22 protein-coding genes are annotated in these 25,155 nt (G+C 64.1%); 5 read left to right on the top strand and 17 right to left on the bottom strand.

Features of this window, described 5'->3' with window-relative positions:
• Positions 1-44: 44 nt before the first annotated feature.
• Genes LXM94_RS13925 through LXM94_RS13910 form a run of 4 tightly spaced genes read right to left on the bottom strand, consistent with a single transcriptional unit; the run spans position 45 to position 4,405 of the window.
• On the bottom strand, positions 45-1,637 hold the full coding sequence (locus LXM94_RS13925) for a 5-oxoprolinase subunit B/C family protein (RefSeq protein WP_235772069.1): 1,593 nt from the start codon (positions 1,635-1,637) through the stop codon (positions 45-47).
• Between the two features lie 7 nt (positions 1,638-1,644).
• Positions 1,645-2,442 (bottom strand): putative hydro-lyase, encoded by a 798-nt coding sequence (locus LXM94_RS13920; RefSeq protein WP_235772068.1) that lies wholly within the window; start codon positions 2,440-2,442, stop codon positions 1,645-1,647.
• Positions 2,439-3,230, bottom strand: coding sequence for a LamB/YcsF family protein (locus LXM94_RS13915; RefSeq protein WP_235772067.1), 792 nt, complete (start codon positions 3,228-3,230; stop codon positions 2,439-2,441). Before LXM94_RS13915 ends, LXM94_RS13920 begins: the two co-directional genes overlap by 4 nt.
• A gap of 11 nt (positions 3,231-3,241) precedes the next feature.
• On the bottom strand, positions 3,242-4,405 hold the full coding sequence (locus LXM94_RS13910; RefSeq protein WP_235772085.1) for an NRAMP family divalent metal transporter: 1,164 nt from the start codon (positions 4,403-4,405) through the stop codon (positions 3,242-3,244).
• 427 nt (positions 4,406-4,832) lie between these two features.
• Between LXM94_RS13910 and LXM94_RS13905 the strand changes: the two genes are divergently transcribed.
• The gene (locus LXM94_RS13905; RefSeq protein WP_235772066.1) at positions 4,833-5,495 is read left to right on the top strand and encodes a GntR family transcriptional regulator; all 663 of its coding nucleotides are present in this window, start codon (positions 4,833-4,835) and stop codon (positions 5,493-5,495) included.
• Between the two features lie 143 nt (positions 5,496-5,638).
• Here the strand turns inward: LXM94_RS13905 and melA (LXM94_RS13900) are convergent, their stop codons facing one another.
• From melA (LXM94_RS13900) to melA (LXM94_RS13875), 6 genes are all read right to left on the bottom strand, one after another.
• Positions 5,639-7,012 carry an alpha-glucosidase/alpha-galactosidase gene (melA, locus tag LXM94_RS13900; protein ID WP_235772084.1) on the bottom strand — a complete coding sequence of 458 codons (1,374 nt, stop codon included), beginning with the start codon at positions 7,010-7,012 and terminating at the stop codon, positions 5,639-5,641.
• Between the two features lie 19 nt (positions 7,013-7,031).
• The gene (locus LXM94_RS13895; RefSeq protein WP_235772065.1) at positions 7,032-8,702 is read right to left on the bottom strand and encodes an ABC transporter ATP-binding protein; all 1,671 of its coding nucleotides are present in this window, start codon (positions 8,700-8,702) and stop codon (positions 7,032-7,034) included.
• A gap of 12 nt (positions 8,703-8,714) precedes the next feature.
• Positions 8,715-9,812, bottom strand: coding sequence for an ABC transporter permease (locus LXM94_RS13890; RefSeq protein ID WP_235772083.1), 1,098 nt, complete (start codon positions 9,810-9,812; stop codon positions 8,715-8,717).
• 26 nt (positions 9,813-9,838) lie between these two features.
• The gene (locus LXM94_RS13885; RefSeq protein ID WP_235772064.1) at positions 9,839-10,855 is read right to left on the bottom strand and encodes an ABC transporter permease; all 1,017 of its coding nucleotides are present in this window, start codon (positions 10,853-10,855) and stop codon (positions 9,839-9,841) included.
• Positions 10,856-10,960: 105 nt separating this feature from the next.
• A complete protein-coding gene (locus tag LXM94_RS13880) occupies positions 10,961-13,042 on the bottom strand; it encodes an ABC transporter substrate-binding protein (protein WP_235772063.1) in 2,082 nt (693 codons plus the stop codon).
• Positions 13,043-13,177: 135 nt separating this feature from the next.
• A complete protein-coding gene (gene melA, locus LXM94_RS13875) occupies positions 13,178-14,650 on the bottom strand; it encodes an alpha-glucosidase/alpha-galactosidase (protein ID WP_235772062.1) in 1,473 nt (490 codons plus the stop codon).
• A gap of 187 nt (positions 14,651-14,837) precedes the next feature.
• Between melA (LXM94_RS13875) and LXM94_RS13870 the strand changes: the two genes are divergently transcribed.
• Positions 14,838-15,749 (top strand): AraC family transcriptional regulator, encoded by a 912-nt coding sequence (locus tag LXM94_RS13870; RefSeq protein WP_235772061.1) that lies wholly within the window; start codon positions 14,838-14,840, stop codon positions 15,747-15,749.
• A gap of 43 nt (positions 15,750-15,792) precedes the next feature.
• Here the strand turns inward: LXM94_RS13870 and LXM94_RS13865 are convergent, their stop codons facing one another.
• Positions 15,793-16,230, bottom strand: coding sequence for an Lrp/AsnC family transcriptional regulator (locus tag LXM94_RS13865; protein WP_235772060.1), 438 nt, complete (start codon positions 16,228-16,230; stop codon positions 15,793-15,795).
• A 141-nt stretch (positions 16,231-16,371) separates the two neighbouring features.
• On the opposite strand from LXM94_RS13865, the gene LXM94_RS13860 reads away from it, so the two are divergent.
• Both LXM94_RS13860 and LXM94_RS13855 read left to right on the top strand, forming a co-directional pair.
• Positions 16,372-17,421 (top strand): ornithine cyclodeaminase, encoded by a 1,050-nt coding sequence (locus LXM94_RS13860; RefSeq protein ID WP_408015643.1) that lies wholly within the window; start codon positions 16,372-16,374, stop codon positions 17,419-17,421.
• 276 nt (positions 17,422-17,697) lie between these two features.
• Positions 17,698-19,866: a putative bifunctional diguanylate cyclase/phosphodiesterase gene (locus LXM94_RS13855; RefSeq protein ID WP_235772059.1), complete on the top strand. Its 2,169-nt coding sequence runs from the start codon at positions 17,698-17,700 to the stop codon at positions 19,864-19,866.
• Positions 19,867-20,006: 140 nt separating this feature from the next.
• On the opposite strand, the gene LXM94_RS13850 is transcribed toward LXM94_RS13855, so the two are convergent.
• From LXM94_RS13850 to LXM94_RS13830, 5 genes are read right to left on the bottom strand one after another with little or no spacing between them, the layout of a single operon-like run.
• Positions 20,007-20,396 carry a RidA family protein gene (locus LXM94_RS13850; protein ID WP_235772058.1) on the bottom strand — a complete coding sequence of 130 codons (390 nt, stop codon included), beginning with the start codon at positions 20,394-20,396 and terminating at the stop codon, positions 20,007-20,009.
• Positions 20,397-20,413: 17 nt separating this feature from the next.
• Positions 20,414-21,184, bottom strand: coding sequence for an amino acid ABC transporter ATP-binding protein (locus tag LXM94_RS13845; protein WP_235772057.1), 771 nt, complete (start codon positions 21,182-21,184; stop codon positions 20,414-20,416).
• A gap of 13 nt (positions 21,185-21,197) precedes the next feature.
• Entirely contained in the window at positions 21,198-21,863 is a 666-nt protein-coding gene (locus tag LXM94_RS13840; protein WP_235772056.1) for an amino acid ABC transporter permease, read from the bottom strand.
• A gap of 4 nt (positions 21,864-21,867) precedes the next feature.
• Positions 21,868-22,530 carry an amino acid ABC transporter permease gene (locus tag LXM94_RS13835; RefSeq protein ID WP_235772055.1) on the bottom strand — a complete coding sequence of 221 codons (663 nt, stop codon included), beginning with the start codon at positions 22,528-22,530 and terminating at the stop codon, positions 21,868-21,870.
• Between the two features lie 57 nt (positions 22,531-22,587).
• Positions 22,588-23,439: a transporter substrate-binding domain-containing protein gene (locus LXM94_RS13830; protein ID WP_235772054.1), complete on the bottom strand. Its 852-nt coding sequence runs from the start codon at positions 23,437-23,439 to the stop codon at positions 22,588-22,590.
• Between the two features lie 179 nt (positions 23,440-23,618).
• Here LXM94_RS13830 and LXM94_RS13825 point away from each other — a divergent pair, with 179 nt between their 5' ends.
• Positions 23,619-24,698: a D-TA family PLP-dependent enzyme gene (locus LXM94_RS13825; RefSeq protein WP_235772053.1), complete on the top strand. Its 1,080-nt coding sequence runs from the start codon at positions 23,619-23,621 to the stop codon at positions 24,696-24,698.
• 42 nt (positions 24,699-24,740) lie between these two features.
• On the opposite strand, the gene LXM94_RS13820 is transcribed toward LXM94_RS13825, so the two are convergent.
• The coding region (locus tag LXM94_RS13820) for a GGDEF domain-containing protein (RefSeq protein WP_235772052.1) at positions 24,741-25,155 on the bottom strand (415 nt) is incomplete at its 5' end.

Below are 25,155 nucleotides of genomic sequence, written 5' to 3'. Positions count from 1 at the left end.
AACCTCCCTTGTCGTCGTGGCCGAGCGTTGCGGCCGGCGACAGCCTAGAAATCGAAAAAGCGGGTTATCGGCCTGAAACGGATCCGTGCGCCGATCGGGATCTGGCCGGCAAGGTCGAGGTGATACTCGGCAACCGCGCCGATCACCGGGTAGCCGCCCGTCAGCGGATGATCCGCGAGAAAGAGCACCGGCTGGCCGCTGTGCGGCACCTGAACCGCCCCCGTCGCCGTGCCCTCGCTCGGTAGCTCCGCATTGTCCTTCCGCTCCAGCGGCTGCTCTCCGGCAAGGCGGATGCCGACGCGGTTCGATTGCGGCGTGACGTGCCACGCCTGGTTCGTCAGCCGGGCGAGACCCGTCTCCGTAAACCAGTCGGTGCGCGGGCCGAGCACGATGTCGAGCGTCACCACGTCGCCGGGTGCCGGAAGGTCGCGGACGGGTGCCTCGTTCAGCGACACGCTGGCGAGCCCGGCAGTTCCCGCGCGGATGAGGAGCGAGGTGCCGGCGACGACCGTCTCCGGCCCGACATGCGCCAGCGTATCGGTCGAGGCGCTTCCGAGGACGGGTTCGACTGCAAAACCACCGCGTGCGGCGAGATAGGACCGCAGCCCGGCAAGCGGCTGGCCGAGCGAAACCACGTCGCCGGTTTCAAGCGATATGGGCTGGTAAACGGACGCGGTCAGTCGCCGGCCTCTGGCGCTGGTGACGGTGATCGGACATGGAGCACCCGTCAGTGCGATGACGGCCCGGCCGGACACCTCGAAGGACAGGCCGCCGAGCGTGATCTCAAGGCCGGCGAAGCCCGCCGGATTGCCGACGATGCGGTTGGCGGCCTTGAGCGCGTCCTGATCGAGCACGCCCGACGCAGAAACCCCCTGCCCCGCCTGCCCGAAACGGCCCAGGTCCTGGAAGAGAACCGGCATGGGCGTCGCGCGCACCGTCAATGTCACCCCATCGATCTCGGACGCTTCGAGCCTCCGGCCAGGCGATGACGGCTTTTCGGCGGGTTTGCCCGCCGGCATGGTCCGCTTTGCCAGATCGTAGAAACGAACCCGGTAGCCGGGCTGGAAAAGCGCCGGCGGGTCGCGCGCCAGATCCCACATCTTGACGGGCGTGACGCCGATGATCTGCCAGCCGCCCGGACTCGCCTGCGGATAGACGCCGCTGAAGGCGCCGGCGAGTGCCACCGCGCCTGCCGGAATCTTTGTGCGCGGCGACTGGCGGCGCGGCACGTGCAACGCCGGGTCGCCGCCGACCAGATAGCCGAAACCCGGCGCGAAGCCGGAAAAGGCAACGGTGAACTCGCTCTCCGTATGGCGGCGGATCACCTCTTCCACCGACAGGCCCGTCAGCCGCGCCACGTCATCTAGATCCTCGCCGCTATAGTCGACGGGAATCTCGATCAGCTTGTCAGACGCCGCTATTTTGCCCGAGAGGTCGCGGCCCCTCAGCATCTCCGCAAGTGCGCCTGCCGTTGCCCGTTCCGGCCGGAAGCGGATCATCAGCGTGCGCGCCGCCGGCACGATCTCCTCGATGCCGTCGACCGGCTCCGCCTCCAGCGACGCGAAGAGGGCGAGCGTTTCGTCGAGATCGGCGAGTTCGACGAGGAATGTCGTCAGGCTGACGGGAAGGAAGCGCATCGGGACCTCAGGCGTGATAGGCGGAATCGGGCACGTCCGTGATGAACATGTGTCCCGGCGCATGGGTGATGGCGAAGGGCACGCCGGAGGCCATGACGGCCGCCTGTGGCGTTACCCCGCAGGCCCAGAAGACCGGAATCTCGCCGGGCTCGATGCGGACGGGATCTCCGAAATCAGGTCTCCCCAGGTCGGAAATTCCGATCAGCGACGGCTCGCCCACATGGACCGGGGAACCGTGCACGGCCGGGAAGCGCCCGGAGATGGTCGACGCGTCCGCAACGCGATCGGCCGGGATCGGGCGCATCGAGACGACCATGTTGCCATGCAGCCGGCCGGCCGGGCGGCAGGGGCGGCTGGTGAGATACATCGGCACATTGGTGCCGTCGGTCATGTGGCGGATCTCGATGCCCGCTTCCGCCATCGGCGTCTCGAAGGTGAAGCTGCAACCGATCAGGAAGCTGACAAGGTCCGGGTGCTCCGCCCAGGCGGCGGTCGCGTCCGCCGTCTCCTCGTCGAGCTTGCCGTCCCGCCAGATGCGGTAGAGCGGCAGGTCGGTCCGCAGGTCCGCGTCGGACGCGAGCGTCGTGCCGTGGGCGCCCGGATCGCCGACGTCGAGAACCGGACAGGCCTTCGGGTTGCGTTGCGCGTAAAGCAGGAAATCGAAGGCCCAGTCCCTCGGGAGCACGATCATGTTCGCCTGGGTGAAGCCGGGTGCGACGCCCGAGGTCGGCTCGACGGCACCGGCACGGTAACGGCGCCGCGCCGCCACTGCCGCTTCGCGGTTCTGATGCGCGACGGCATTCATGCGCGGTTCTCCCCGGCTTGAGGGTCGGACTGCGGAAAGGCGCGGATCTCGATCCCCTCAGCCTCGAACAGCCGGCGGATTTCCCGGGCGATCGCCACCGCGCCCGGACTGTCGCCATGCACGCAGATGGATTGTGCATCGATGCGTACGGTGCTTCCGTCGATCGCCTCGAGCGTGCCCTCGCCGGCGAGCCGCAGCATGCGCCGGGCGATCAGCTCGGCATCATGCAGCACCGCGCCCACCTCACGCCGCGAGACCAGGGCGCCCTCCGGCGTATAGGCCCGATCCGCGAAAGCTTCCGACACCACCGCAAGCCCGGCCTCGCGGGCAAGATTGAGGATGGGGGAACCGGCGAGGCCCATCAGGACGAGCGACGGATCGATGGACCGGATGCCCTCGATCACGTCCCGGCCCTGACGCGGATCGTGGGCGATGCGGTTGTAGAGCGCGCCGTGCGGCTTGACGTAACGCACGGTCGTCCCCGCCGCCGCCGCGATGCCCTTCAACGCGCCGATCTGGTAGATGACGTCGGCCACGAGTTCACCGCTCGTAACGTCCATGTCGCGCCGGCCGAAGCCGACGCGATCCGGGTAGGAGACATGGGCGCCGATCGCAACGTCCCGCTCGGCGGCCGCCCTGACGGTCGCCAGGATTCCGGCCGGGTCGCCGGCATGGAAACCGCAGGCGACGTTGGCGCTCGAGACGATGGAAAGCATCGCCGCGTCGTCGCCCATCCGCCAGGCGCCGTAGCTTTCGCCGAGATCGCTGTTGAGATCGATGACAGCCATGAAACCCTCCCTTACAGGCTGAGGAACGCGAAGATCGGACCGATCGACTTGTAACCCATGTACCAGGTCAGCGCGCAGGTGATCGCGCCGAGCACCAGTAGCCAGCGCGGATAGACATAGCCCGCCATCAGGTCCGGACGCGCCCAGGCCGCATAGACGAAGATCGAGAAGCCGATCGGCAGGATCAGACCGTTGAGGCCGCCGACGAAGACCAGCATGGCAGCCGGCGGCGTGGTGATCAGCACGTAGGCGACGAGCGATATGCCGATGAAGGCGACGGTCGCCAGGTTCCGCTGGCGCTCGCTGATGTCCTTCTTGAATACCGTTATGAAGGACACCGACGTATAGGCAGCACCGATGACACTGGTGATGGCTGCGGCCCAGAGGATGACGCCGAAGATGCGCATGCCGATGTCGCCGGCCGCCGCACCGAAGGCCTGCGCCGCCGGGTTTGCGCCCTTGCCGGAAATGTCGATGACGACACCGCTCGCCACGACGCCGAGGACAGCGAGGAAGAGCACGTAGCGCATCACGCCGGTGACGGCGATGCCGGTGAGCGCGGCCCGGTTGACGGCGCCGAGATTCTCGATGCCGACGGTACCCTTGTCGAGCAGGCGGTGCGCGCCGGAATAGGTGATGTAACCGCCGACCGTACCGCCGACGATCGTGGTGATCGTTGCGAAGTTGATCGTGTCGGGAAGGATCGTCTGGCGCAGCGCCTCACCGACCGGCGGGCCGGAGACGAAGGCGACATAGAGCGTAAGCGCGATCATCAGGAGGCCGGCGAAGACGATGAAGCGGTCGATCGCCAGGCCGGCGCGCTTGGACAGGAAGATGCCGATCGACAGGAACGCACTCGCGGCCCCTCCCCATTTCGGATCGATGCCCAGCATCGCATTGAGGCCGAGGCCCGTACCGCCGATGTTGCCGACGTTGAAAAACAGCCCGCCGACGATGACGAGCACCGCGAGCAGGTAGCCCGTTCTGGGAATGGCAGCATTCGCGATGTCCGAAGCGCGCATGCGCGTCAGCGTGACGATGCGCCAGATGTTGAGCTGGACCACGAAGTCGATGAGGATCGAGGCGAGGATGCCGAAGGCGAAGGCCGCGCCCATGGTGGCGGTGAAGGTCGCCGTCTGCGTGATGAAACCGGGCCCGATGGCGGACGTCGCCATCAGGAAGATCGCGGCAGTCAGTGACGCGCGGCGCGACTTGAGCGCGTCAAGGGACAGCGCAGCCGCGGCGCCCCCGTGTGCACCACCCGTGGTGGCGTTGCTGGAAGGAATAGAATGCTGCTCCATGAGACATCTCCGATTGCCAAGAACGTCACCCCAAGGCGCTTGGGCTGATCCACGAATGCAGCGTCACCTCGTTTCACAATTCTGTCAAGATTGTTCAACAATTTTTCTATATCGTTCCATCATTCTGTCTAAATGTTGGGCCAATCGCACGCCATTTGATCAGTAAACGCCGCAAGATCATGCATATTGTGCCGTCCGCTTGCCTCCCTAGCCCGCTTCGATCATAACACCGGAACCCCGTACCCACGGTCGCAATTCACTTCGCGAGGCACCCGCGCCCCGCATGCTACCCGAGGAAAAGATGATCGAAGCGGATGCAGCGGGCACATTGGCGCAGCGCCTGGCGGAACGAATCCGCGACAAGCTGATCGCCGGTGAGCTCAGGCCCGGCCAGAAATTATCCGAAGCAGCGCTTGCGAGCACGCTCGACGTGTCGCGCAATTCGCTGCGCGAGGCGTTCCGCCTGCTGACCAAGGAAGGGCTCCTGCGCCACGAACCCAACCGCGGCGTCTTTGTCGCCACCCCGAGCATGGCATCGATCATCGACATCTATCGCGTGCGCCGGGTTCTCGAATGCCGGGCACTGGAGCAGGCCTATCCGAAACATCCGGCGGTGATTCGCATGCGCACGTCTGTCGAGCGGGCCAACAAGGCCCGCGAGGACGGAGACTGGAGCAGTGTCGGCAGCGCCAACATGGCCTTCCACGCGGCGATCGTCGATCTCGCCGACAGCAGCCGCCTGAATGCCTTTTATGCCCATATCGCCGCAGAACTCCGGCTGAGCTTCGGGCTCCTGCCCGATCCCGAAATGCTGCACGCACCCTACGTGGATCTCAACGCGAACATTCTCGCGATGCTGGAAGCCGGCAAGCCCAAGGAGGCGGCGGCGGCGCTGGACGCCTATCTCGCCCAGTCCGAGCGCACTGTCCTCGCCGCCTTTGCACGCATCGCTGAGCCGGCTTGAGCGGTTCGTCACGGCGGCGAAAAATTTCTTCCCGCGACGCTATCCACCAGCGCCGACAGACCGGCGGCGGCGGCCGGATTCGATGGACAGGCCTCCGGGCGCCAAGCGCCCGGAGGCCTGTGCCGCGCGACCGGGAGAAAAAGTCACGCAGCTTGTACCTTGCGCGATGGCCGGGCCCATTCCGGTATCCATGTACCGTGTGCGGCGAGCAGATCGTCGGTCAGTGACCAGATCTGATCGAGGTCCAGTTCGGCGGCCGTATGCGGATCCATCATCGCGGCATGGTAGATGTGTTCGCGGTTCTCCGTCATCAGCGCCGCCACCGTCAGTTCCTGCACGTTGATGTTTGTGCGGATGAGCGCCGTCAGCTGGGGCGGCAGGGCGCCGATATGAGTCGGCTGGATGCCGGAAGCGTCAACGAGGCACGGCACCTCCGCCGCACAGCTCTCCGGCAGCGAGGTGATGCAGCCGTTGTTGCGGACATTGCCGTAGATGACCGAGGGCTCTCCGGTCCACACCGAGTTCATGATGGAGGAGGCATATTCATGGCTCTCCTTGACCTCGATCGTATCCGCCTCACGAAACGCCGCGGCCTGGTTTTTCCAGCGTTCGACCTGTTCGATGCAGCGCTTCGGATATTCGTCGAGCGGAATGCCGAATTTTTCGATCAGATCCTCCCGTCCCTCCTTGATGAAATAGGGCGTGTATTCGGCGAAATGCTCCGAGCTTTCGGTGACGAAATAGCCGAGCCGCGTCAGCATCTCGTAGCGCACCTTGTTCGGGCAGCGCGGATTCCAGTGGCTGGGCTTCGGAAAGCGCCCGTCCCTATAGCCGCGCAACAGGTCCGGATAGAGGTCGCGGTAGCTGCCGTCCGGCTGGCGATGCTCGAATTTCAGGTAGAAGGCCATGTGGTTGATGCCGGCCGCACGATAGCGAATCTCTTCGACCGGGATATCGAGGTCGCGGGCAAGCTCGCCAGCCGTTCCCTGCACGGAGTGGCAGAGACCGACCTGTCGGATCGACGGAAATTTCTCGGCGATCGCCCAGGTGTTGATCGCCATCGGGTTCACGTATTGCAGGAGGATCGCCTCCGGGCAGACCTCGAGCATGTCCGCGCAGATCGCCCAGAGATGCGGCACCGTGCGAAGCCCGCGCATAATGCCGCCGACGCCGAGCGTATCGGCGATCGTCTGGCGCAGGCCGTATTTCTTCGGAACCTCGAAATCGGTGACCGTGCAGGGTTCGTAGCCGCCGATCTGGAAGGCGACGACGACAAAATCCGCACCTTCCAGCGCCTTGCGGCGGTCCGTGTGGGTTTCGACCTTCGTCCCGGTGCCGAGCGTCCGGATGAGCTTGCCGGCGACGATCTCGCTTTCGGCGAGCCGTTCACGGTTGATGTCCATCAGCGCGATCGTGGCGCCGGCAAGCGCCGGACGCTGCAGCACGTCGCCGATGATGTTCTTCATGAAGACCGTGGAACCGGCGCCGATGAAGGTGATCTTGGGTTGTCTCATGATGGTAGCCTCTGGTCGTTGGTTATGCAGCCACATCGAAGGCGGCGCGGACGAGCCGTTCGGTGTAGGCGGTCTTGGGATGGGTAAGCACGTCTTCGACTGCGCCTTCCTCGACGATGCGTCCGTGCTGCATGACGACGACGCGGTGGCAGAGCGCGCGCACAACCTTGAGATCGTGCGAGATGAAAAGGTAGCTGAGCCCCCGCTCGTCCTGCAGCCGGCGCAGCAGGTCGATGATCTGTGCCTGGACGGAGAGATCAAGCGCCGATGTCGGCTCGTCGAGCAGGATAAACTCCGGTTCGAGCGCGATGGCGCGGGCGATCGCGATGCGCTGGCGCTGGCCGCCAGAGAATTCGTGCGGGAAGCGCGACAGGATGTTGGTCGGCAGGCCCGCGCTCGACAGGGCGTCGCGCACCCGCTCGAGCCTCTCGGTTCTTGTCGCGCCGATGCGATTGACGATCAGGCCTTCCTCGATGATCTGCCCGATCGCCATACGCGGGTTCAGCGAGGAAAACGGATCCTGGAACACGACCTGCATGCGCGACCGCAGGGGCTGCATCTGCGCCCGGCTGCGACCGTGGATCGGCGCGCCGTCGAAGCGGATCTCGCCGGCGTCCGCATTAATGAGGCGGATCAACGCCTGGCCGAAGGTCGTCTTGCCGGAACCGGATTCGCCGACGAGACCGAGCGTCTCGTGCCGGCGCAGCGAAATCGACAGGTCGTTGACGGCCAGCAGTTCGCTGTATTCCGGCCGGAAGAAACTGCCCTTCCGGAGCGTGAAGCCGACACGCACCTTGCTGCCTTCGAGCATGACCGGCGAGTTTTCCGGCAACGGATTGGCAGAGCCCGACGGTTCGGAGGCAAGCAGGCGCTGGGTATAGGGATGGACCGGGTTCCGGAAAAGCGCCTCCGTCGTGTTGTGTTCCTTCACCTCACCCTGACTCATCACGTAGACATAGTCCGAGAATTGCCGGACGACCGTCAGGTCATGGGTGATCAGGATCACCGCCATGCCCATTTCCTGCTGCAGCGAGCGGATGAGGTTCAGGATCTGTGCCTGCACGGTGACGTCGAGCGCCGTCGTCGGCTCGTCGGCAATCAGCACATCCGGCTTGTTGGCGAGCGCCATCGCGATCATGACGCGCTGCCGCTGGCCGCCGGAGAGCTGGTGCGGATACTGGTTCAGGCGCGCCTCCGGATCGGGAATCTGGACGTGCCGCAGAAGGTCGAGCGCTTCCGCCATCGCCTGCCTTCTGCCGACCCGGCGGTGGGCGCGGATCGCTTCGACGATCTGACTGCCGACCGTATAGACCGGGTTGAGCGAACTCATCGGTTCCTGAAAGATCATCGAAATGCGGTCGCCCCGGAGCTTTCGGCGTCGGCGTTCCGGGAAGACGAGCACGTTTTCACCCTGGTATTCGATCTTTGAACGCTCGCTCGTCACGGCCCGCTTCGACAGCAGGCCCATCACCGTGCGGGCCGTCACGGACTTGCCGGAGCCGGATTCGCCGACGATCGCGATCGTCTCGCCGCGGTAGAGCTGGAAGGAGACGTCCCGGACCGCACGGATCGTGCCGCCCTCCACCGTGAAGTCGACAGCGACGTTCCGGGCATCGATGATGGGACGGTCCGTTCTGGACGAGAGGTCGCGCCGCTCGTCGGGGGCCGTGACGGCAATGTCGGATGTCGTCATGGGAGAACCTCCTCAATAGGGATCGATTGCGTCGCGCAGACCGTCGCCGAGCGCGTTGAAGGCGAAGACGGTGACGAGCACGAAGCCGACGGGCGCGAGCAGCCACGGATAGGAGCCGATCACGGAATAGTTCGCTGTATCCTGCAGCATCAAGCCCCAGGAGATCAGCGGCGGCTTCACCGCGAAACCCAGGAAGCCGAGGAAGGATTCGAGCAGCACGACACTTGGAATGGCAAGCGTCACGGCGACGATCACATGGCTCATCACGTTCGGCAGGATGTGCTGGAGGATGATGCGCCGGTCGGACGCGCCGATCGCCATCGCGGCGCGCACGTAGTCGATGCGGGCGAGCGCCAGCGTCTTGCCGCGCACTTCGCGCGACATCTGCGCCCAGCCGAGCGCCGACATGACGATAATGACGAAGGCGAGGAAGACGTTGGTGGGCGCCGTCACCGGAATGAGCGACGTGAGCGCCAGATAGAGCGGCAGTTGCGGGAAGGCGAGCACCAGTTCGACGAAACGCTGCGTCCAGGCATCGAAGCGCCCGCCGAAATAGCCGGACATCATGCCGACCGTCGTGCCGACCACGGTGATGATCGACACGACGACAAGCGCGATCATCAGCGAGATCCGCGAGCCATGCAACGCGCGGGACAAAACGTCCCGCCCGAACTTGTCAGTCCCCAGCAGGTGGATTGCCGTGCCGTCCGTCGTGCCGAACAGATGGCGGTCGGCCGGGATCAATCCGAAGAGCCGGTAGGGCGCGCCCTCGACGAAGAAACCCAGGACCTGCGGGTTGTCGTAGTCCGGCCCGACGACGGGCTGGAAGGTGATCGGGTCGAGCTCCTCCGTCTCGCGGATCGGGTAGCTCCTCGGCGGAAAGGCGAAGTTGCCGTCCCTGTCGGTGAAGCTGATAGCCTGCGGCGGCGCGAAGGCGACGCCGGTGGCCTTCGGATCGACAGGTGACAGGAAGTCCGCGAAGACCGCAATGACGATCAGCAAGCCGACGAGCACGAGGCCCATCATGCCGGTGAAGGAACGCCTGAGCCTGCGCCAGACGAGGGCGGAATAGCTCTCGTTGTGGTGCTTCTCCTCGGGGGCGGCGGTCATGCCCACCGGCGGATGCGTATCGACGGTCATGCCGCGGCCCCCGAAAGACGCACGCGCGGATCGAGCGCGGCGAGAAGCAGATCGGCGATGATGTTGCCGACGATGAGGGTTACCGAGAGGACGAGCATGAAGGTCGCCGTCACATAGACGTCGCCAACCTGCATCGAACCGACGATCGCTGGGCCGACCGTCGGCAGCGCGAAGATGATGGCCGTCTCGATCTCGCCCGTCAGCATGTAGGGCAGCACGACGCCCTGGTACATGATGAGCGGATGCAGGGCGTTCGGTACCGCGTGGCGGACGACAACTGCACCCTCGCTCAGCCCCTTGGCGCGCGCCGTCTCGACATATTGCGCATTCAGCGTGTCGAGCAGATTCCCGCGCATCACCCGCATGTTGTAGGCGAGACCGCCGAAGGTGGCGATGGCGATCACCGGCCAGACATGCTGCACGAGATCGGCGAACTTGCCCCAGGACCAGGGCGCGCCGCCGTAGCGGGCGGAATGGAAGCTGTTGATCTCCGAGACATTGAAGTGGAAGACCATGACATAGACGATGATCAGCGCCATCAGGAAACGCGGCACGGTCATGCCAAGAAACGAGACGCCCGAGAGCAGGGTGTCCACCCAGGAATACTGCCGCGTCGCCGCGACAATGCCGAAGGTGATGCCGAGAATGGACGCCAGGACGTGGCAGACGAGAGCAAGCGCAAGCGTGCGTGGCAACCGTTCTCCGACGACGTCCGCGACCGGCTTGTTGTAGAAGAGGCTGTGGCCGAAGTCGCCGCGGGTGACGATCCCGGTGATCCAGTTGACATATTGGATCGGCAGCGGCCGGTCGAGGCCGTGTTCCGCGCGGTAGGCCTGGGCCTGGGCGTCTGCCTCCTCGAAGGACGCGCCGCCCTGGTTGATGAGCTGCGAGCGGATATAGTCGCTGTAGTCGCCCGGCGGCGCCTGGATGATCGCGAAGGTCACCACGCTCAGGACGAAGAGCAGCGGTATCGCGGCGGCAACGCGGCCGAGCAGGAAGCGCAGGAGATGCATCGTCGTTTCCCTTGTTTCGTCACCGGCCTGCCGTTTCGGGCTTACGCGCCGGCGACGCGCGAGAGGGGCTGCCCGGCCGACCGTGCCGGCCGGGCGGAGTGCGGGTCAGTTGATCGGGCCGCTGTCGCCCGGCTTGCCGGGCATCTGCTCGGGGAAGAGCTCGTGGTCGCCCTGCTTGTCGGCCGCCACGAAGACGCGCTCGCGGATGATCGTATCCTCCGCCCAGTTGAACATGAAGATCGGCGCGCCCTCGGGGATGTTCGAGAAGCGCTTGTTGATAACAAGCGCACCGGGATATTCGGTGAGACCGATCGTATCGAGATTGGACGTCGCGATCTTCTGATACTGCCGCATCAACTCGGCCCGCTTGTCGTTGTCGCTGCTGGCGACGAAGGCATTGACGATGTCCACCATCTCCTGCTCGAACGGCATCAGGTCGACGCTGCCGTCGGTCCCTGCCCGGTGATGCCAGCTCGTGCGCGGGCCGGTGGCGGCAAGCTGCGTGGTATTCTGCACCACGGAGGTCAGATCCTGGTCGTTGCGGCGGATGAACCAGTCGAAGCGACCGGCGTACTGGGCGGCATCACGCTTGGTGCCGTCGACGGCATTCAGCACCACCTTGAGACCAAGCTGCTCCATCTGCCCGACGATGCCCTCGGCAAGATTGCGGTCCGTGCCGTAGTCCGAATTGACGAGCAGCACCACCTGCACGTCGGCACCGCCTGCGGTGCCCACCGGGAAGTTGACGAAACCGTTGCCGTCGGTGTCGGCAAGGCCCGCCTTTTCGAGCAGCGCTTTCGCCCCTTCGAGGTCGAAAGGATAATACATCGTCGACTGCCGATCGTAGAAGCTCGTCCCCGATGAAAGGCCGCCCGGATAGATCGCCGTGAACGGTCCCTTGACCAGAGCCTCGCCGAGTTTCTTGCGGTCGACGGCCATCGTGACGGCTTTGCGGAAGTCGAGATTGCGGTTGAGATCACGCACCGCCTTCGCCCGCTCGTCCGGCTCACCCCAGCCGTTGGCCGAGAAATTCAGGCGCAGATTGTAGCCGATCAGGCGCGGGCCGAAGGCGAGCCGCGCCGGCGCCGTCTCCTGCGCCGCACGCTTCAGCGATTCGACGAAGTTTTCCGGCTGCTCGAGGTTCGAGAAGTCGCCGGAGCCGGCGATCGCCTGCACGTCGCGGTCCGCCCAGGTCGAGAGCTTGTAGTGCATCTCGTTGAGATAGGGCAGCTGGTGCCCCTCCTCGTCGACCTTCCAGTAATAGGGGTTGCGGCGCAGCACGATGATGTCGTCCGAGCGATACTCGACCGGCACCCAGGCGCCCATGACGGGCACGTTCAGGAATTCGGGAGGAAAGCCGTTCTTGTAGTCGTCGTAAGTCGTCTTGGCGTATTTCGGATGTTTCGTCTTCAGGATGTGCGACGGACCGGGGCAGAAGGTGCCGTAGGCCATGGCATAGAGGTGCTGGCGCGGGAAGGCTTCCTGGAACGTCCATTCAACCGTGTACTTGTCGATCGCCTTCAGCGTCGTGCCGACACCGAATGTCTCGGGCGTCGCACCGTTCAGCGGCGACACGTTCGAGTCGACGACATTGTCGTCCCAGTAAAACATGATGTCTTCGGAATCGAAGGGGTCGCCATCGGACCATTTCGCGCCCTCGACGAGCTTCATCGTCAGCCTATGGCCGTCCTCCGACCATTCCCAGCTCTTCGCAAGATTGGGAAGCGGCTCCATGTCCTTCGCTTCGACCTGGAACAGCGGTGCGGTGCGGGTCAGGCACTCGGACATGCCGATATCGATGCCGCCCCAGCCCTGCGTCTGGCCGGCGCTGTAGTTCCAGCCTTCCGGCCGTCCGCCGATGACATGGCGGATCGTGTCGCCATAGACCCCGATGCCGTCCGGCATGTTGCCCGTCTTGAAGACCATCGGCTCCTTCGGCAGCCGTTCCCCGACGGGCGGCAGCTTGCCGGTCTTGACGAACTTTTCCGTGACCCAGGCGGGCTCCTTGTAGGACGGCAGCGCCTTGAACTCGAGGATCGAGTCGCGCGGCACATAGGTGATCTTTCCCTGGGCCGGGAAGACCGGTTGTTCAGGCACGACCACCGGCTCGACGGCGGCGGCGGGCAGGGCAAGGGCCGAGACGCCAAGCAGCAGGGCGGCGGCCCGCAAATTGCGGATGCGTGTCATTGTCGCTGTTCTCCCTATACTTCCGACCGCCCGTTCCGGACGATCATCCTCCTCGAAGCACCTACGCCCGGCCTTGCGCGCCGGACATTCGCGCCGGCTCCGCCCCTCCTCCGGGGCAAGGCCGGCAGGCGTCGCTCAGCCGGCGGCGCGCAGTCTCGTCGCTTCCTTCTCGGCGCGAATCTCCTCGATCGATCGAACTGCGCGGCGAGCGGCACCCGTCCAGTCGCGCGTCTTGACGGTGGCACGCGACAGCCTGTCCCTGGCACCCTCGACGGCATGGGCGTATTGCGGCAGCCATTCCGCCTGCGCGACCACCATCTCGTCGACCATCTGCCAGACTTCCTCCGGCGTGCAGATGGCACCGACCAGCGGATCGTGCAGCACCGCGAGTTTCAGGAGATCGAGATCGCCCGATACCGCAGCATGCACCGACATGCGCTGCACGTTGATCGAGGAAATGCAGGTGGCGGCACAGGCTTCCGGCAAGCTGATGCCGGCCACCATGTTGATGCCGAAGCGATCAACGAAGCCCGGCGATTCGATGATCGCATCGGCCGGCAGGTTCGCAATCACGCCGTTGTTCTTGACGTTGAAGTGACCGCGATAGACGCGCCCCGTCTCGAGCGCCTCCAGAATATGGCTCGCATGCTCGTTCGATCGCTTCGCCGGATCGATGGGGCTGCCGGCGGCCTCGAGCAGCTTCGGATAATCGGTTTCGAACCAGTTGCGGGTCTCTGTGGAGTAGCGCAGGTAGCCACCGGTCTCGCCGTGGATCCAGTCCGACATGTCGATCCAGCGGGAAATCTCGTCGGGGCGCTTGCGATACCAGGGCAGGTATTCCGAAAGATGACCGTTGCTCTCCGTCGAATAGACGCCGAAACGCTTCAGAACGTCGATCCTCAGCTTCTCCTGCTTCGAGAAAACTGGATGAGCCTCGAAGGCCGAGACGAGTTCGTCCTTGCCGATCCTGCGGCCCCTGACCCGCAGGTCGATGAACCAGGTCTGGTGGTTGATGCCGGAGCAGATGTAGTCGAGTTCGCCGTCCTGGGCGCCCAGGATCTCCGCGATCTGCTCGGCGCCGTGCTGAACGCCATGGCACAGGCCGACGGTATCCACCTTGCCGTATTCGATTGCCGCCCAGGTGTTCATCGCCATCGGGTTGGCGTAGTTCAGAAACTTCGCACCCGGCTCCGCCACCTCGCGGATGTCCTTGCAGAAGTCGAGGATGACCGGAATGTTGCGCTGGCCGTAGAGAATGCCGCCGGCGCAGATCGTGTCGCCGACGCACTGGTCGACGCCGTATTTCAGGGGAATGCGGATGTCGTCGGCATAGGCAGCAAGTCCGCCGACCCGCACGCAGCTGATGACATAGCGCGCGCCCTCAAGCGCCTTGCGGCGATCCGTCGTCGCCGTCACCAGCGTCGGCAGGCCGTTCGCCTCGACGATCCGGTCGAGGATGGTCTTTATCATCGAAAGATTGCGGTCGCTGACGTCGGTGAGTGCCACCTCGATCCCTGCGAATTCCCGCACAGAAAGAATGTCGGTGAAGAGCTTCTTGGTGAAGCCCACACTGCCCGCGCCGATGATGGTGATCTTGAACCTGCTCATGCTGTCCTCATCCCATGAAATCTGACTGCCGAAGAACCGGGTAAAATCGCGCGCTCACCTTCGGCCGCGTTTTCGCAGATCTCCTCCACCGCCCGGTTCGCACTCCCGCTGAATTATCAGGCTCCGTATGCGTCCATGAGGATTATGCGTATAATGGTGCGTCTTGGTAGAGAGGTATTGTGCTTTCATGGGTAATTCTGTGCTCCAGAAATTGATCGCGACCGGCCCCGCAATGAAGACGGTCTCACTGCCGCGCGGACGCCAGCGTCTGCACACGATGCCGACCAGCACCGGCTACGAGATCCGCACGGATGCGAGCTACGACTGGGACGGGCGGCGGCGCGGGCAGACGCCTTTCACCGTGCTGCAGCACACGCTCGGCGGCGCCGGCAATCTGCGCTACGAGAACCGGACCTACCGGCTGAAGCCGGGGGAGACGCTGCTGTTGCTCGTGCCGCACAATCATCGCTACTGGCTGGAGGACGGTGGCCGCTGGGAGTTCTTCTGGATTTCCATGAACGGCGAGGAAGCTCTGCGCATCCATCGCGGGATCCTCGCGATGGCCGGCCCCGTTCTGAAACTCAAGCCCGAAACGGTGGAGCATCTCGCCGACTGCAGCCTGCGCCTCATTTCCGGCGGCGGCGAGACGCCGGGACGCGCCTCGGCAATCGCCTACGAGGCAGCAATGGTGCTCTACGACGACGTCTTCGGCTCCCATCCGGTGCTCGGGCAGGAGTACCGGGCCATGCAGCACGTCATCAGCCATATCGCTCAGAATCTCGACAAGCCGCTGCCCGTCGAGGAACTTGCCCGCGTCTCGGGCCTCAGCCGCTCGCACTTCTCCCGGGTGTTCGCAGCGACCGAAGGCGTGCCGCCGGCCGAATTCGTACTGCGCAAGCGGTTGCAGCGAGCGACGAAGCTTCTGACCAAGGCAGGCAACCTTTCCGTCAAGGAAGTGTCCAGCATGTCGGGATTTGAGGAGCCGAACTACTTCGCCAAGGTGTTTCGCCGCCACTTCGGCGCAAGCCCGACGGAGTTCCGCACGACCGGCATGTATGCCAGCATCTCCGCCGCGCCCGGTGGGGAGAATGGCGGGTAACGCCGGAAGACGTCCGCAAGGACGTGGCGAGCGGTCCGCAGCCCTAAACGCTGCTGAGCAGCAGGCTGGTTTCGCTGTTGGAGATGCCGTCGATCATGCGCACCTCGCGCAGCACGCGATCGAAATCGGAAAGGCTCGCCGCACGGATGTTGGCGACGAGATCCCAGTTGCCGTTGGTCGTATGCAGCGAATAAACCTCTGGCAATCCGCGCAGTCTGCGGATGACCTGCGTCGTGGATTTTCCCGTCACCTCGATCATCATCACGGCGTGCACCGTTTGCGCGTCGTAGTCCTCACGGACCCGGATGGTGAACCCCAGGAGCGTGCCCGTGTCGACCAGCCGGTCGAGCCGGTTCTGCACGGTGCCGCGCGCCACGCCAAGCACGTCCGCCAGCTTGGAAAGCGACGCCCGCCCATCCGTCCTCAGATGCGCGATGATGCGGCGGTCGAGATCGTCGGGAATGTATTTTGCGATGTTCATTGTTGCGGTGCTTCTGGCAATTTGAGAAAGAAGACTGAGCAATTTGCCTATATCTCTGCCCTTTTCAGCACAGTTGTGCGATTTCCGTCAACCGCCGTCGCTGCTACTCTCCCCGTCGAAGCCCACCCAGGAGCCCGATCCGTGTTGCAAGCGCCGTCGCAGAAAGCCCTCGTCCCCTTCGTCAGCGTCGAGAACATGATGCGGCTCGTGCATCTGATCGGCATCGAAACGATGCTCGCCGAACTCGCCGACGTGATCGAAGCGGATTTCCGGCGGTGGCAGCTCTTCGACAAGACGCCGCGCGTCGCCTCACACTCCCGCGAGGGCGTGATCGAACTGATGCCGACCTCGGACGGCGATATCTACAGCTTCAAATACGTGAACGGCCATCCGAAGAACATGGCGCAGGGTCTGCAGACGGTCACCGCCTTCGGCCTGCTCGCCGAGGTCTCGACCGGCTATCCCGTGCTGCTCACCGAAATGACCATGCTGACGGCCTTGCGGACGGCCGCGACCTCCGCCATGGCGGCGCGGCATCTGGCACCGAAGGGGGCGAAGACGATGGCCATGATCGGCAATGGCGCGCAGGCCGAGTTCCAGGCCCTCGCCATGAAGGCCGTCGTCGGCATCGAACGGATCCGCCTCTACGACATCGACCCGAAGGCCACGGAAAAAACCGCCCGCAACCTGGCAGGCTGCGGCCTGACGATCACGGCATGTACATCGTCGCAAGCAGCGATCGAGGGTGCCGAGATCATCACCACCTGCACTGCCGACAAGCAGTATGCGACGATCCTTTCCGACAACATGGTCGGCGCCGGCGTGCACATCAATGCGATCGGCGGCGACTGCCCCGGCAAGACCGAGCTCCATCGCGACATTCTCCTGCGCTCGGACACCTTCGTCGAATATCCCCCGCAGACCCGGGTGGAAGGCGAGATCCAGCAGATGGATCCGGACTATCCGGTGACCGAGCTCTGGAAGGTCATCACCGGTGAAGCGGCAGGTCGGCGCGACCGCAACCAGATCACGCTCTTCGACAGTGTCGGCTTCGCTGTCGAGGATTTTTCAGCGCTTCGCTATGTGCGGGACCGGCTGAACGGCACCGGTCTCTACCAGGATCTCGACATCATTGCCGATCCGGACGATCCGCGCGATCTCTTCGGCATGCTGCAACGCGCCAACACCTGAGCCCGGCCGCACTGTCGTTCGTTCCAGGACATTCCTGTCGAGAGCTGCCCGACGGCGCTCCAGCGACAGTATTGACGTCGCAACCAATCGGCGCCTGACGAAACGTGAAATTGCTTGTTGGCTGACGGACCTGTTTTCGCCAGGTCCGTCCGGAGGCCGTGTTTAACAAATAGCTAGAACTTTGCCTTATGATCGCCGGCGCAACGCTTTGCGGGCATGACGCCGATCTGCGGTCCCTTGCGGACATTTGTTGTTTCCGATCGAAGGTTGAATGCCGTGCAGAAACCCATCATGTCGCTCGCGCGCCGAACGCAGTTTGTCGTGGCTGTGGTGGCAGCAGGATTCATCGTCGTCGGCACGGCGCTCGCAACCCTCGTCATGCGCTCCATCGATACGATGGCCGTAACAGCCGACCGGATCGACGACCGTCGTGCCCTCCAGGCCGGTGAGGCCGCCCTGCAGTCCCTGCGCAAACAACTGGCGGCAACCGTGCGGGACAATGCATTTTGGGACGACGCCTATCGGCAGATGGCTTCCGAAGACGCTCTCGCCTGGGCCGTTGAAAACTGGGGCGTAACGACCGCCGGTTACCCGCTCTATGACACCGCGATGGTCATCGGACCCGATAACAAACCTGTCATGGCCTATCATTCGGGAGACGAATTGGCTTCGCCGCCACAGCAGTTCTTTGCAACGTTCCGTGACATACTCCAAGCCGCACGACAGGCCGACGCCAAAGCACAGGTTCCGGTGCATTTCATACACTCGCCGAAGGGCACGGCCCTGATCGGTGCAGCCCTCATCCAGCCTTACGAAGCCGACCCGTCCGTCGATCGCGACGATCTCGCCGTCCTGGTCTTCGCCAAGCATGTGACCGCCGAGGTCGTGCAGGACATCGCGGAGGGCTTCAACATCGCGGGCCTTCGCTTGGACGCCGAGACCGTGCCCGGCCGGCTCGACGTGCCGCTCCGGGACGTCAAAGGCGAAACGATCGCCGTGCTGACATGGCCTCCCCAATTGCCCGGCACCGCGAGCTACGCCCTCGTCGAGGGCGACATTCAATATGCCGGCCTGATTCTCGTTCTCTTCCTGGCGGCGATCGGGATCGTCGGCGTTGTCACGGGCCGCAATCTGCGCACCAGTGAACGGCGGGCGCGCCACAAGGCGCTGCACGATGCGCTGACCGGCCTTCGCAACCGCGCCGGGCTCTTCGAAGGCATCGATCTAATGCTCGCCAACGCCCGGGGGGAAGGCGCTTCCGTCGACCTGCTGCTCATCGACCTCGACGGTTTCAAGGGCGTCAACGATGCCTGGGGCCACGCCGTCGGCGATGCGCTTATTGTCGCCGTCGCACGGCGGCTGTCCGATACGTTGCCGGACGACGTCCTCCTCGCGCGGCTCGGCGGAGACGAGTTCGCGGTGGTCGCCGGGAGCGGCGGCGGGGACCGGACACCGCCGCTCGGAGAGCAGATCCAGATTGCCCTGTCACGCGTTTTCGAAATCGGCGGCCGCTCCATCGAAATCGGCGCCAGCATCGGCGTTGCGGTCTCCCGGGCCGACATCGATGTCGGCGAACTGATACGGCGGGCGGACATTGCGCTCTATCGCGCGAAGGATCTCGGGCGCGGCGTAACGGTGCATTTCGAAACAAGCTTCGACGAGGATACCGTAAGGCTCGCCGAACTGGAGTCGCAACTGCGCGAAACCCTGTCGATCGGCGGGCTTGAGGTTTTCTTCCAGCCCCTTGTGGACGCGGGCTCCGATCAGATCCGCGGCGTGGAAGCGCTGGCGCGCTGGACGACCGAAGCCGGGCAGAAGATAAGACCGGACGTGTTCATTCCGCTTGCCGAGCGCGCCGGCCTTATCGACCAGCTTGGATTGCAAGTGCTGCAGACATCGTTGAAGGCCGCGGCCGCCTGGCCAGGCATCTCCCTGTCGGTCAACGTCTCCCCGCTGCAGCTCAAGAACCCGAAATTCGTGAGCCAGGTGAGGGACGCGATCGAAACGGCGGAATTCGATCCGTGCCGATTGACCATAGAACTGACGGAAGGCGTGCTGATCTCCAATCCGGACCAGGCACGCCGCGCCATCGACGGACTGAAAGCAGCAGGCGTCCAGATCGCGCTCGACGATTTCGGATCGGGCTTCGCGAGTATCGGGACCCTGCGCCAGTTCGGCTTCGATCGCATGAAGATCGACCGCTCGCTGATTGAAGCGCTCGAGCACGATGCCAATGCCGGCGCGGTGCTGCAGGCGACGATCGCGCTTGCGAACGCCTTCGCCATTCCGGTGACCGCGGAGGGAGTCGAGACCGAGGAACAGGCGATGATGGTCAGGCTGTCGGGCTGCGACGCGCTGCAGGGTTATCTGTTCAGCAAGCCGATTTGCGCCGCCGACCTGACCGCCCGGTATTTTCTCAAGGCAAGCAGCGAACAGGTCGCCTGACGGGTGTCAGGCGCGGCTCCATGCCCGGGCTCTCGCCACCCACCGTGGCGACGGGCTGTTCGAGCGCCGCCGGCCCGAAACGGAACGGAGAGCCGGCGATTGATGCCGGCTCTTTCTTTTCCGGCGACCCTGCAGCCGCCTCAGGCGCGATCGGCGCGATAGGCGACGCAATCGACCTCGACTTTGCAATCGACCATCATGCGCGACTGCACGCAGGCGCGCGCCGGCGGATTGGTGCCGAAATACTCGGCATAGACGCCGTTGAAGCTCCAGAAGTCGCGCGGGTCGTCGAGCCAGACGCCGACGCGGACAACGTCCTCAAGGCCGTATCCCGCCTCTTCGAGGATGGCAATCATGTTCTCGATTGCCCTGCGGCTTTCCGCAACGATGCCGCCGCGCACGATCTCGCCCTTCTCTATCGGCACCTGGCCGGAGACATGGAGCCAGCCGCCGGCTTCGACCGCACGCGCGAAAGGCAGGGGCTGACCACCGGCTCCGGTTTCTCCAGTGCCGTAACGCTTGATAGTCATGGGATATCTCTTCTTCTCTAGTTGAAACTGGACGTCTTGAGGAACTCCGCCAGACGCTCGGTGTTCGGTCGTACGAACATTTCCTTCGGATCGCCCTCCTCGCAGATGATGCCCTGGTTCATGAAGATGACCCGTGACGACACCTCGTAGGCAAACCGCATCTCGTGGGTGACGAGCAGCATGGTCATGCCGTCGGCTGCAAGGCCCTTGATCACCTGCAGCACCTCGCCGACAAGTTCCGGATCGAGCGCCGAGGTGACCTCGTCGAACAGCATGAGCCTCGGGCTCATCGCGATGGCACGGGCAATCGCGACGCGCTGCTGCTGTCCGCCGGACAATTGGCCGGGATAGTGGTCGGCGCGACTGGCGAGGCCGACACGATCGAGCCAGGTCTCGGCGATCGACCGGGCTTCCGACCGGCCGAGCTTCTTGACCTTGACGAGGCCGAGCATGACATTTTCGGCTGCAGTCATGTGCGGAAAGAGGTTGAACTGCTGAAAGGCCATGCCGGTCAGCGCACGCTGCCGGGCGATCTCTTTTTCGGACTTGCGCCGCCGCCCCGCCCCGTCGACGTGATAGCCGATCTCCTCGCCATCGAGCCGGATCGTGCCGCCCTGGAACTCCTCCAGCATGTTGATGCAGCGCAGCATGGTCGTCTTGCCCGACCCCGATGAACCGATGATCGCAATCACCTCCCCTTCGGCGACCGTGCAATCGACCCCCTTGAGGATTTCCACCGGGCCGTAGGTTTTGCGCAAACCTTTGATTTCGAGAAGTGTCTTGGCCATCGGCTCGGCTTCCTCAGGACGGCACGGCGGTCTTGCGTTCGACATATTTGCCGAGCCGCTCGATGCCGAAATTGACGACGAAGTAGAGAAGTCCAGCGAAGAAATAGAACTGGAGGCTCATGAAATTGCGCGAAATGATCTCCTGCGTGCGCAACAGCAGTTCGGCGACACCGATGACCGACAGCAGCGTCGACGCCTTCACCATTTCAGCTGCCGTGTTCACCCAGGCCGGCAGGAACTGGCGCAGCGCCTGCGGCCAGAGAACATAGGCGAAGGTCTGGCTGAAGGAGAGGCCGATGGCCTTGGCTGCCTCGGTCTGTCCGGCGGAGATCGCCTGCAGCCCGCCGCGCACGATTTCGCCGACATGGGAGGAGCAGAAGACGGCAAGCGCCAGCACGCCGGCAGCAAAGGGGCCGAGATCGATGCCGACCGCTGCGGAGACGTAGTAGCTTGCCAGCACGAGCACGAGGACGGGCGTCCCCCGCACGATATCCGTATAGGCACGCATCGCAAGGCGCAGAAGACGGCCGCCGTAAACGAGCGACAGGCCGACAAGGACACCCAGCACCGAGCCCGCGACGATCGCCAGGAACGAAATGGAGACGGTCGTGCCGAGGCCCCGCAAAATGACCAGGCGGGCAATCCAGAGCTGATCGAGAAAAGCGTAAAAGTCCGTCATGGCTTCACCTCGGCACCGCCAGTCGTCGCTCCACCAGACGCATCAGGGCGGCGAGAACGGAGCATGTGAGGACATAAAGGCCCGAAGCGACGATCCAGGTCTCGATTACCCGGAAGGTCTCCACATTGATCTTGCGTGCCTCGAAGGTCAGTTCCGGCACGGCGATGGCAGCGGCAAGCGACGTGTCCTTGAACAGCGATATGACCGTCGAGGACAGCGACGGAAGCACATTGCGAAACATCAGCGGCGCGACGATCGTCGTGCGGATCTGCATCGGCGTCAGCCCGATGGCAAGTCCTGCTTCCGGCAGTCCCTTCGGAATCGACAGAAGCCCGGCGCGAAACACCTCCGCAAGATAGGCGCCGGAATAGAGCGACAGAACAGCGACGAAACTCTCGATCTTGCCCAGCCGGACCCCCATCTGCGGCAGCGCGAAATAGGCAAAGAGCACGAGGACGAGGATGGGCAGATTGCGGATCAGCGTGACATAGGCGGTCGCAGGCCAAGAGACGGCGCGGAGCTTCGACAGCAGCGCGAATGCGACCACGAGGCCGATCAGCGCGCCGATCAGGATGGAGATAACGGCAAGCCCGAGGCTCAACGCCAGGCCGGCAAGCAGAGCATCGAAGCTGCGCCAGACGGCGGCGAAATTCAACGTGTAACCCATGACGTCCCGTCGCTGCGAGAGTACGGAACGGGGAGGCCGTCCCCGTTCCCGCTTCCCTTACTTGTATTCGACCGGGAAGCCGATCTGCGGCGGCGCCAGATCCTTGCCGAACCAGGTCTTGAAGGACTTCGCATAGAAATCGAACTCCACGCCGGTCATCGCCTCGTGCAGCGCGGTATTGACGAAATTCAGCCAATCCTGATCGCCGCGCTTGACGCCGCAGGCATAGGTCTGCGGGTTCCAGCCGTAGCCCGCATCCTTGTAGCGATCAGGATTCTGCGTCATGTACCAGGCAAGCGACGACTGGTCCGTCGCAGCCGCGTCGGCGCGGCCGGACTCGAGCGCCTGGTAGATCAGGTCGACCGACTCGTACTGATCGACCGTTGCTTCCGGCAGCGCGGCATGGACCATGTCCTCGGCATAAACGTTCTGCAGCACGGAGACCGTCACCGACGACCCGGCGGCCTTCATCGCCTCGTAGTCGGCATATTTGCCGTCCGCCTTCAGCATCAGGCCAACGCCCTCGCGATAGTAGGGGATCGTGAAGGCGATCTGCTGAGCGCGCTCGCCGGTGACCGTCATGAACTGGCAGGTAAGGTCCACCTTGTCGGTCGTGATGTTCGGGATGCGCGCATCGGAGGACTGGTTGACATACTCGATCTTGTCCGGGTCGCCGAACAGCGCCTTGGCGACGATCCGCCCCATGTCGACGTCGAAACCCTGAAGCTTGTCGTCGGCGCTCTTGAAGTGCCAGGGCGCGTTGGTGCTGCCGGTACCGAGGACGAGATGGCCGCGGGCGAGAACCTCGTCGAGCTTGCTCGACGCCTCCTGGGCTGCAGCGGGCAGAGCCGACAGGAAGGAGGTAGCCGCCGCCAGTGTCAGCAGGCCGGCACGAAAGGATGTGGTCATGGCGTTCCCCTTTTTGTCTGATATTTTGTCCAATATACCGAACAAGTGTCTGTTTTATTGGATTGACACATAGAGCGGCAGCGCCCATGAATTGTCAAGCCGTCGCCTGACGGTTTTCGCGTAAAAGGTCTGGTTGCGCCTTTTATTCTGGCGCCCGCAATTGCCTTCGGAGGTGTGAAATGCCGGTGAACGAAACGTTTCTGCATGACCTTGATACGCCGGCCGTGGTCATCGACCTCGACGTCGTCCGAGCCAATATCCGGACGTTTCAAGCCTATGCCGACGCGCACGGGATCGCCGTCCGTCCGCACATCAAGACGCACAAGCTGCCGGAAGTCGCCGCGATGCAGCTTGCCGCCGGCGCGATCGGTATCACTTGCCAGAAGGTCTCGGAGGCCGAGGCGATGGTCGCGGGCGATGCTTCGATCCGCGACGTATTGATCACCTACAATATCGTCGGCGGAACGAAGCGCGCGCGCCTCGCCGCGCTTGCCGAAAAGGTGACGCTGTCCGTCGTCGCCGACAGCGCCGCGGTGGTGGATGGACTTTCCAAGACGTTCAGCGGTATGCCGCTGCCCCTCTCCGTTCTCGTCGAGTGCGATACGGGCGCCAATCGGTGCGGCGTCAGCTCGCCGGCAGCGGCCGGGGCTCTCGCAGTCCGCATCGCGACGGCACCGGGTCTTCGTTTCGCCGGGCTGATGACCTATCCGCCTGCCGGTGGCGAAGCGGGCGTCGAGCGGTTCATGACGGAGGCAAAGGCGTTGATCGAAGCCCGTGGCATTCCCGTGCCGACGATCACCTCGGGCGGGACGCCGACGATGATGCAGGCCGCCGATGCGCCGGTCGTCACCGAGTATCGGCCCGGCACCTATGTCTACAACGACCGGTCTCTGGTCACCCGAGGCGTTTGCCGCTGGGAGGATTGCGCATTGACCGTACTCGCAACCGTCGTGTCGGTCCCCGCCGAAAACCGCGCCATCATCGACGCCGGCTCGAAGACCCTGACCTCCGACCTGCTGGGACTGACCGGGTACGGGCACGTCCTCGGGCGGGACGACATCGCAATCGACCAGCTATCGGAGGAACATGGCCGGCTCATCAGCGCCGGACCGATCGATCTTGCGGTCGGTGACCGTGTCCGCATCGTTCCCAATCACGCCTGCGTCGTGACCAACATGGTCGATAGGGTTCACGTGTATGATGCCGATACGACGTCGATGCGTTCGCTGCCGGTCGCGGCCCGCGGGCGTATCGTATAACGGCCAGGACCGCGCCCCGAACCCTGATGTCGAAAGGACGTGTCAGCCGGCCTTCCGGGTGTCCCCGCCATCGGCGAGAGCCCGGAAAACAAGGCGGTTACGCCCCTGCGACTTGGCATCGTAGAGTGCGGTGTCCGCCACGGAGAGAAGCGCGTTCGGGTCCGACCGCAGGGTTCGCCCGCTGCCACAGCAAATGCCGATGCTCGCCGTCACCCTGCCGAACTCGCTCCGCGAATGCGCGATGTTCGCTTCGGCCAGATGGTCCGCGAAGTGGCCGGCAACGACCAGCGCGCCATCCTCATCGGTTTCCGGCAACAGCACGACGAATTCCTCGCCACCGTAACGCGCCACGATGTCGGCGGGCCGCTTCACCGATTGGAGCAGGCACTTGCTGACGAGGCGCAGGCATTCGTCACCTGCCAAATGGCCGTAAGTGTCGTTGTAGGCCTTGAACCGG

Origin of the sequence: Rhizobium alarense (assembly GCF_021555155.1) — a bacterium.
Lineage (GTDB): Bacteria > Pseudomonadota > Alphaproteobacteria > Rhizobiales > Rhizobiaceae > Rhizobium_D > Rhizobium_D alarense.
Note: the sequence above shows the minus strand (reverse complement) of the source record. Positions and strands in the feature narration are given on the sequence as shown.

Coding starts and splice junctions, on each gene's coding strand:
- LXM94_RS13920 (WP_235772068.1), bottom strand. CDS start 2,442: ATGAATGCCGTCGCGCATCAGAACCGCGAAGCGGCAGTGGCGGCGCGG.
- LXM94_RS13840 (WP_235772056.1), bottom strand. CDS start 21,863: ATGACGGACTTTTACGCTTTTCTCGATCAGCTCTGGATTGCCCGCCTG.
- LXM94_RS13905 (WP_235772066.1), top strand. CDS start 4,833: ATGATCGAAGCGGATGCAGCGGGCACATTGGCGCAGCGCCTGGCGGAA.
- LXM94_RS13925 (WP_235772069.1), bottom strand. CDS start 1,637: ATGCGCTTCCTTCCCGTCAGCCTGACGACATTCCTCGTCGAACTCGCC.
- LXM94_RS13885 (WP_235772064.1), bottom strand. CDS start 10,855: ATGCATCTCCTGCGCTTCCTGCTCGGCCGCGTTGCCGCCGCGATACCG.
- LXM94_RS13850 (WP_235772058.1), bottom strand. CDS start 20,396: ATGACTATCAAGCGTTACGGCACTGGAGAAACCGGAGCCGGTGGTCAG.
- LXM94_RS13830 (WP_235772054.1), bottom strand. CDS start 23,439: ATGACCACATCCTTTCGTGCCGGCCTGCTGACACTGGCGGCGGCTACC.
- LXM94_RS13895 (WP_235772065.1), bottom strand. CDS start 8,702: ATGACGACATCCGACATTGCCGTCACGGCCCCCGACGAGCGGCGCGAC.
- LXM94_RS13865 (WP_235772060.1), bottom strand. CDS start 16,230: ATGAACATCGCAAAATACATTCCCGACGATCTCGACCGCCGCATCATC.
- LXM94_RS13845 (WP_235772057.1), bottom strand. CDS start 21,184: ATGGCCAAGACACTTCTCGAAATCAAAGGTTTGCGCAAAACCTACGGC.
- LXM94_RS13870 (WP_235772061.1), top strand. CDS start 14,838: ATGGGTAATTCTGTGCTCCAGAAATTGATCGCGACCGGCCCCGCAATG.
- LXM94_RS13910 (WP_235772085.1), bottom strand. CDS start 4,405: ATGGCGACGTCCGCCATCGGGCCCGGTTTCATCACGCAGACGGCGACC.
- LXM94_RS13915 (WP_235772067.1), bottom strand. CDS start 3,230: ATGGCTGTCATCGATCTCAACAGCGATCTCGGCGAAAGCTACGGCGCC.
- LXM94_RS13835 (WP_235772055.1), bottom strand. CDS start 22,530: ATGGGTTACACGTTGAATTTCGCCGCCGTCTGGCGCAGCTTCGATGCT.
- LXM94_RS13825 (WP_235772053.1), top strand. CDS start 23,619: ATGCCGGTGAACGAAACGTTTCTGCATGACCTTGATACGCCGGCCGTG.
- LXM94_RS13880 (WP_235772063.1), bottom strand. CDS start 13,042: ATGACACGCATCCGCAATTTGCGGGCCGCCGCCCTGCTGCTTGGCGTC.
- LXM94_RS13890 (WP_235772083.1), bottom strand. CDS start 9,812: ATGACCGCCGCCCCCGAGGAGAAGCACCACAACGAGAGCTATTCCGCC.
- melA (WP_235772062.1), bottom strand. CDS start 14,650: ATGAGCAGGTTCAAGATCACCATCATCGGCGCGGGCAGTGTGGGCTTC.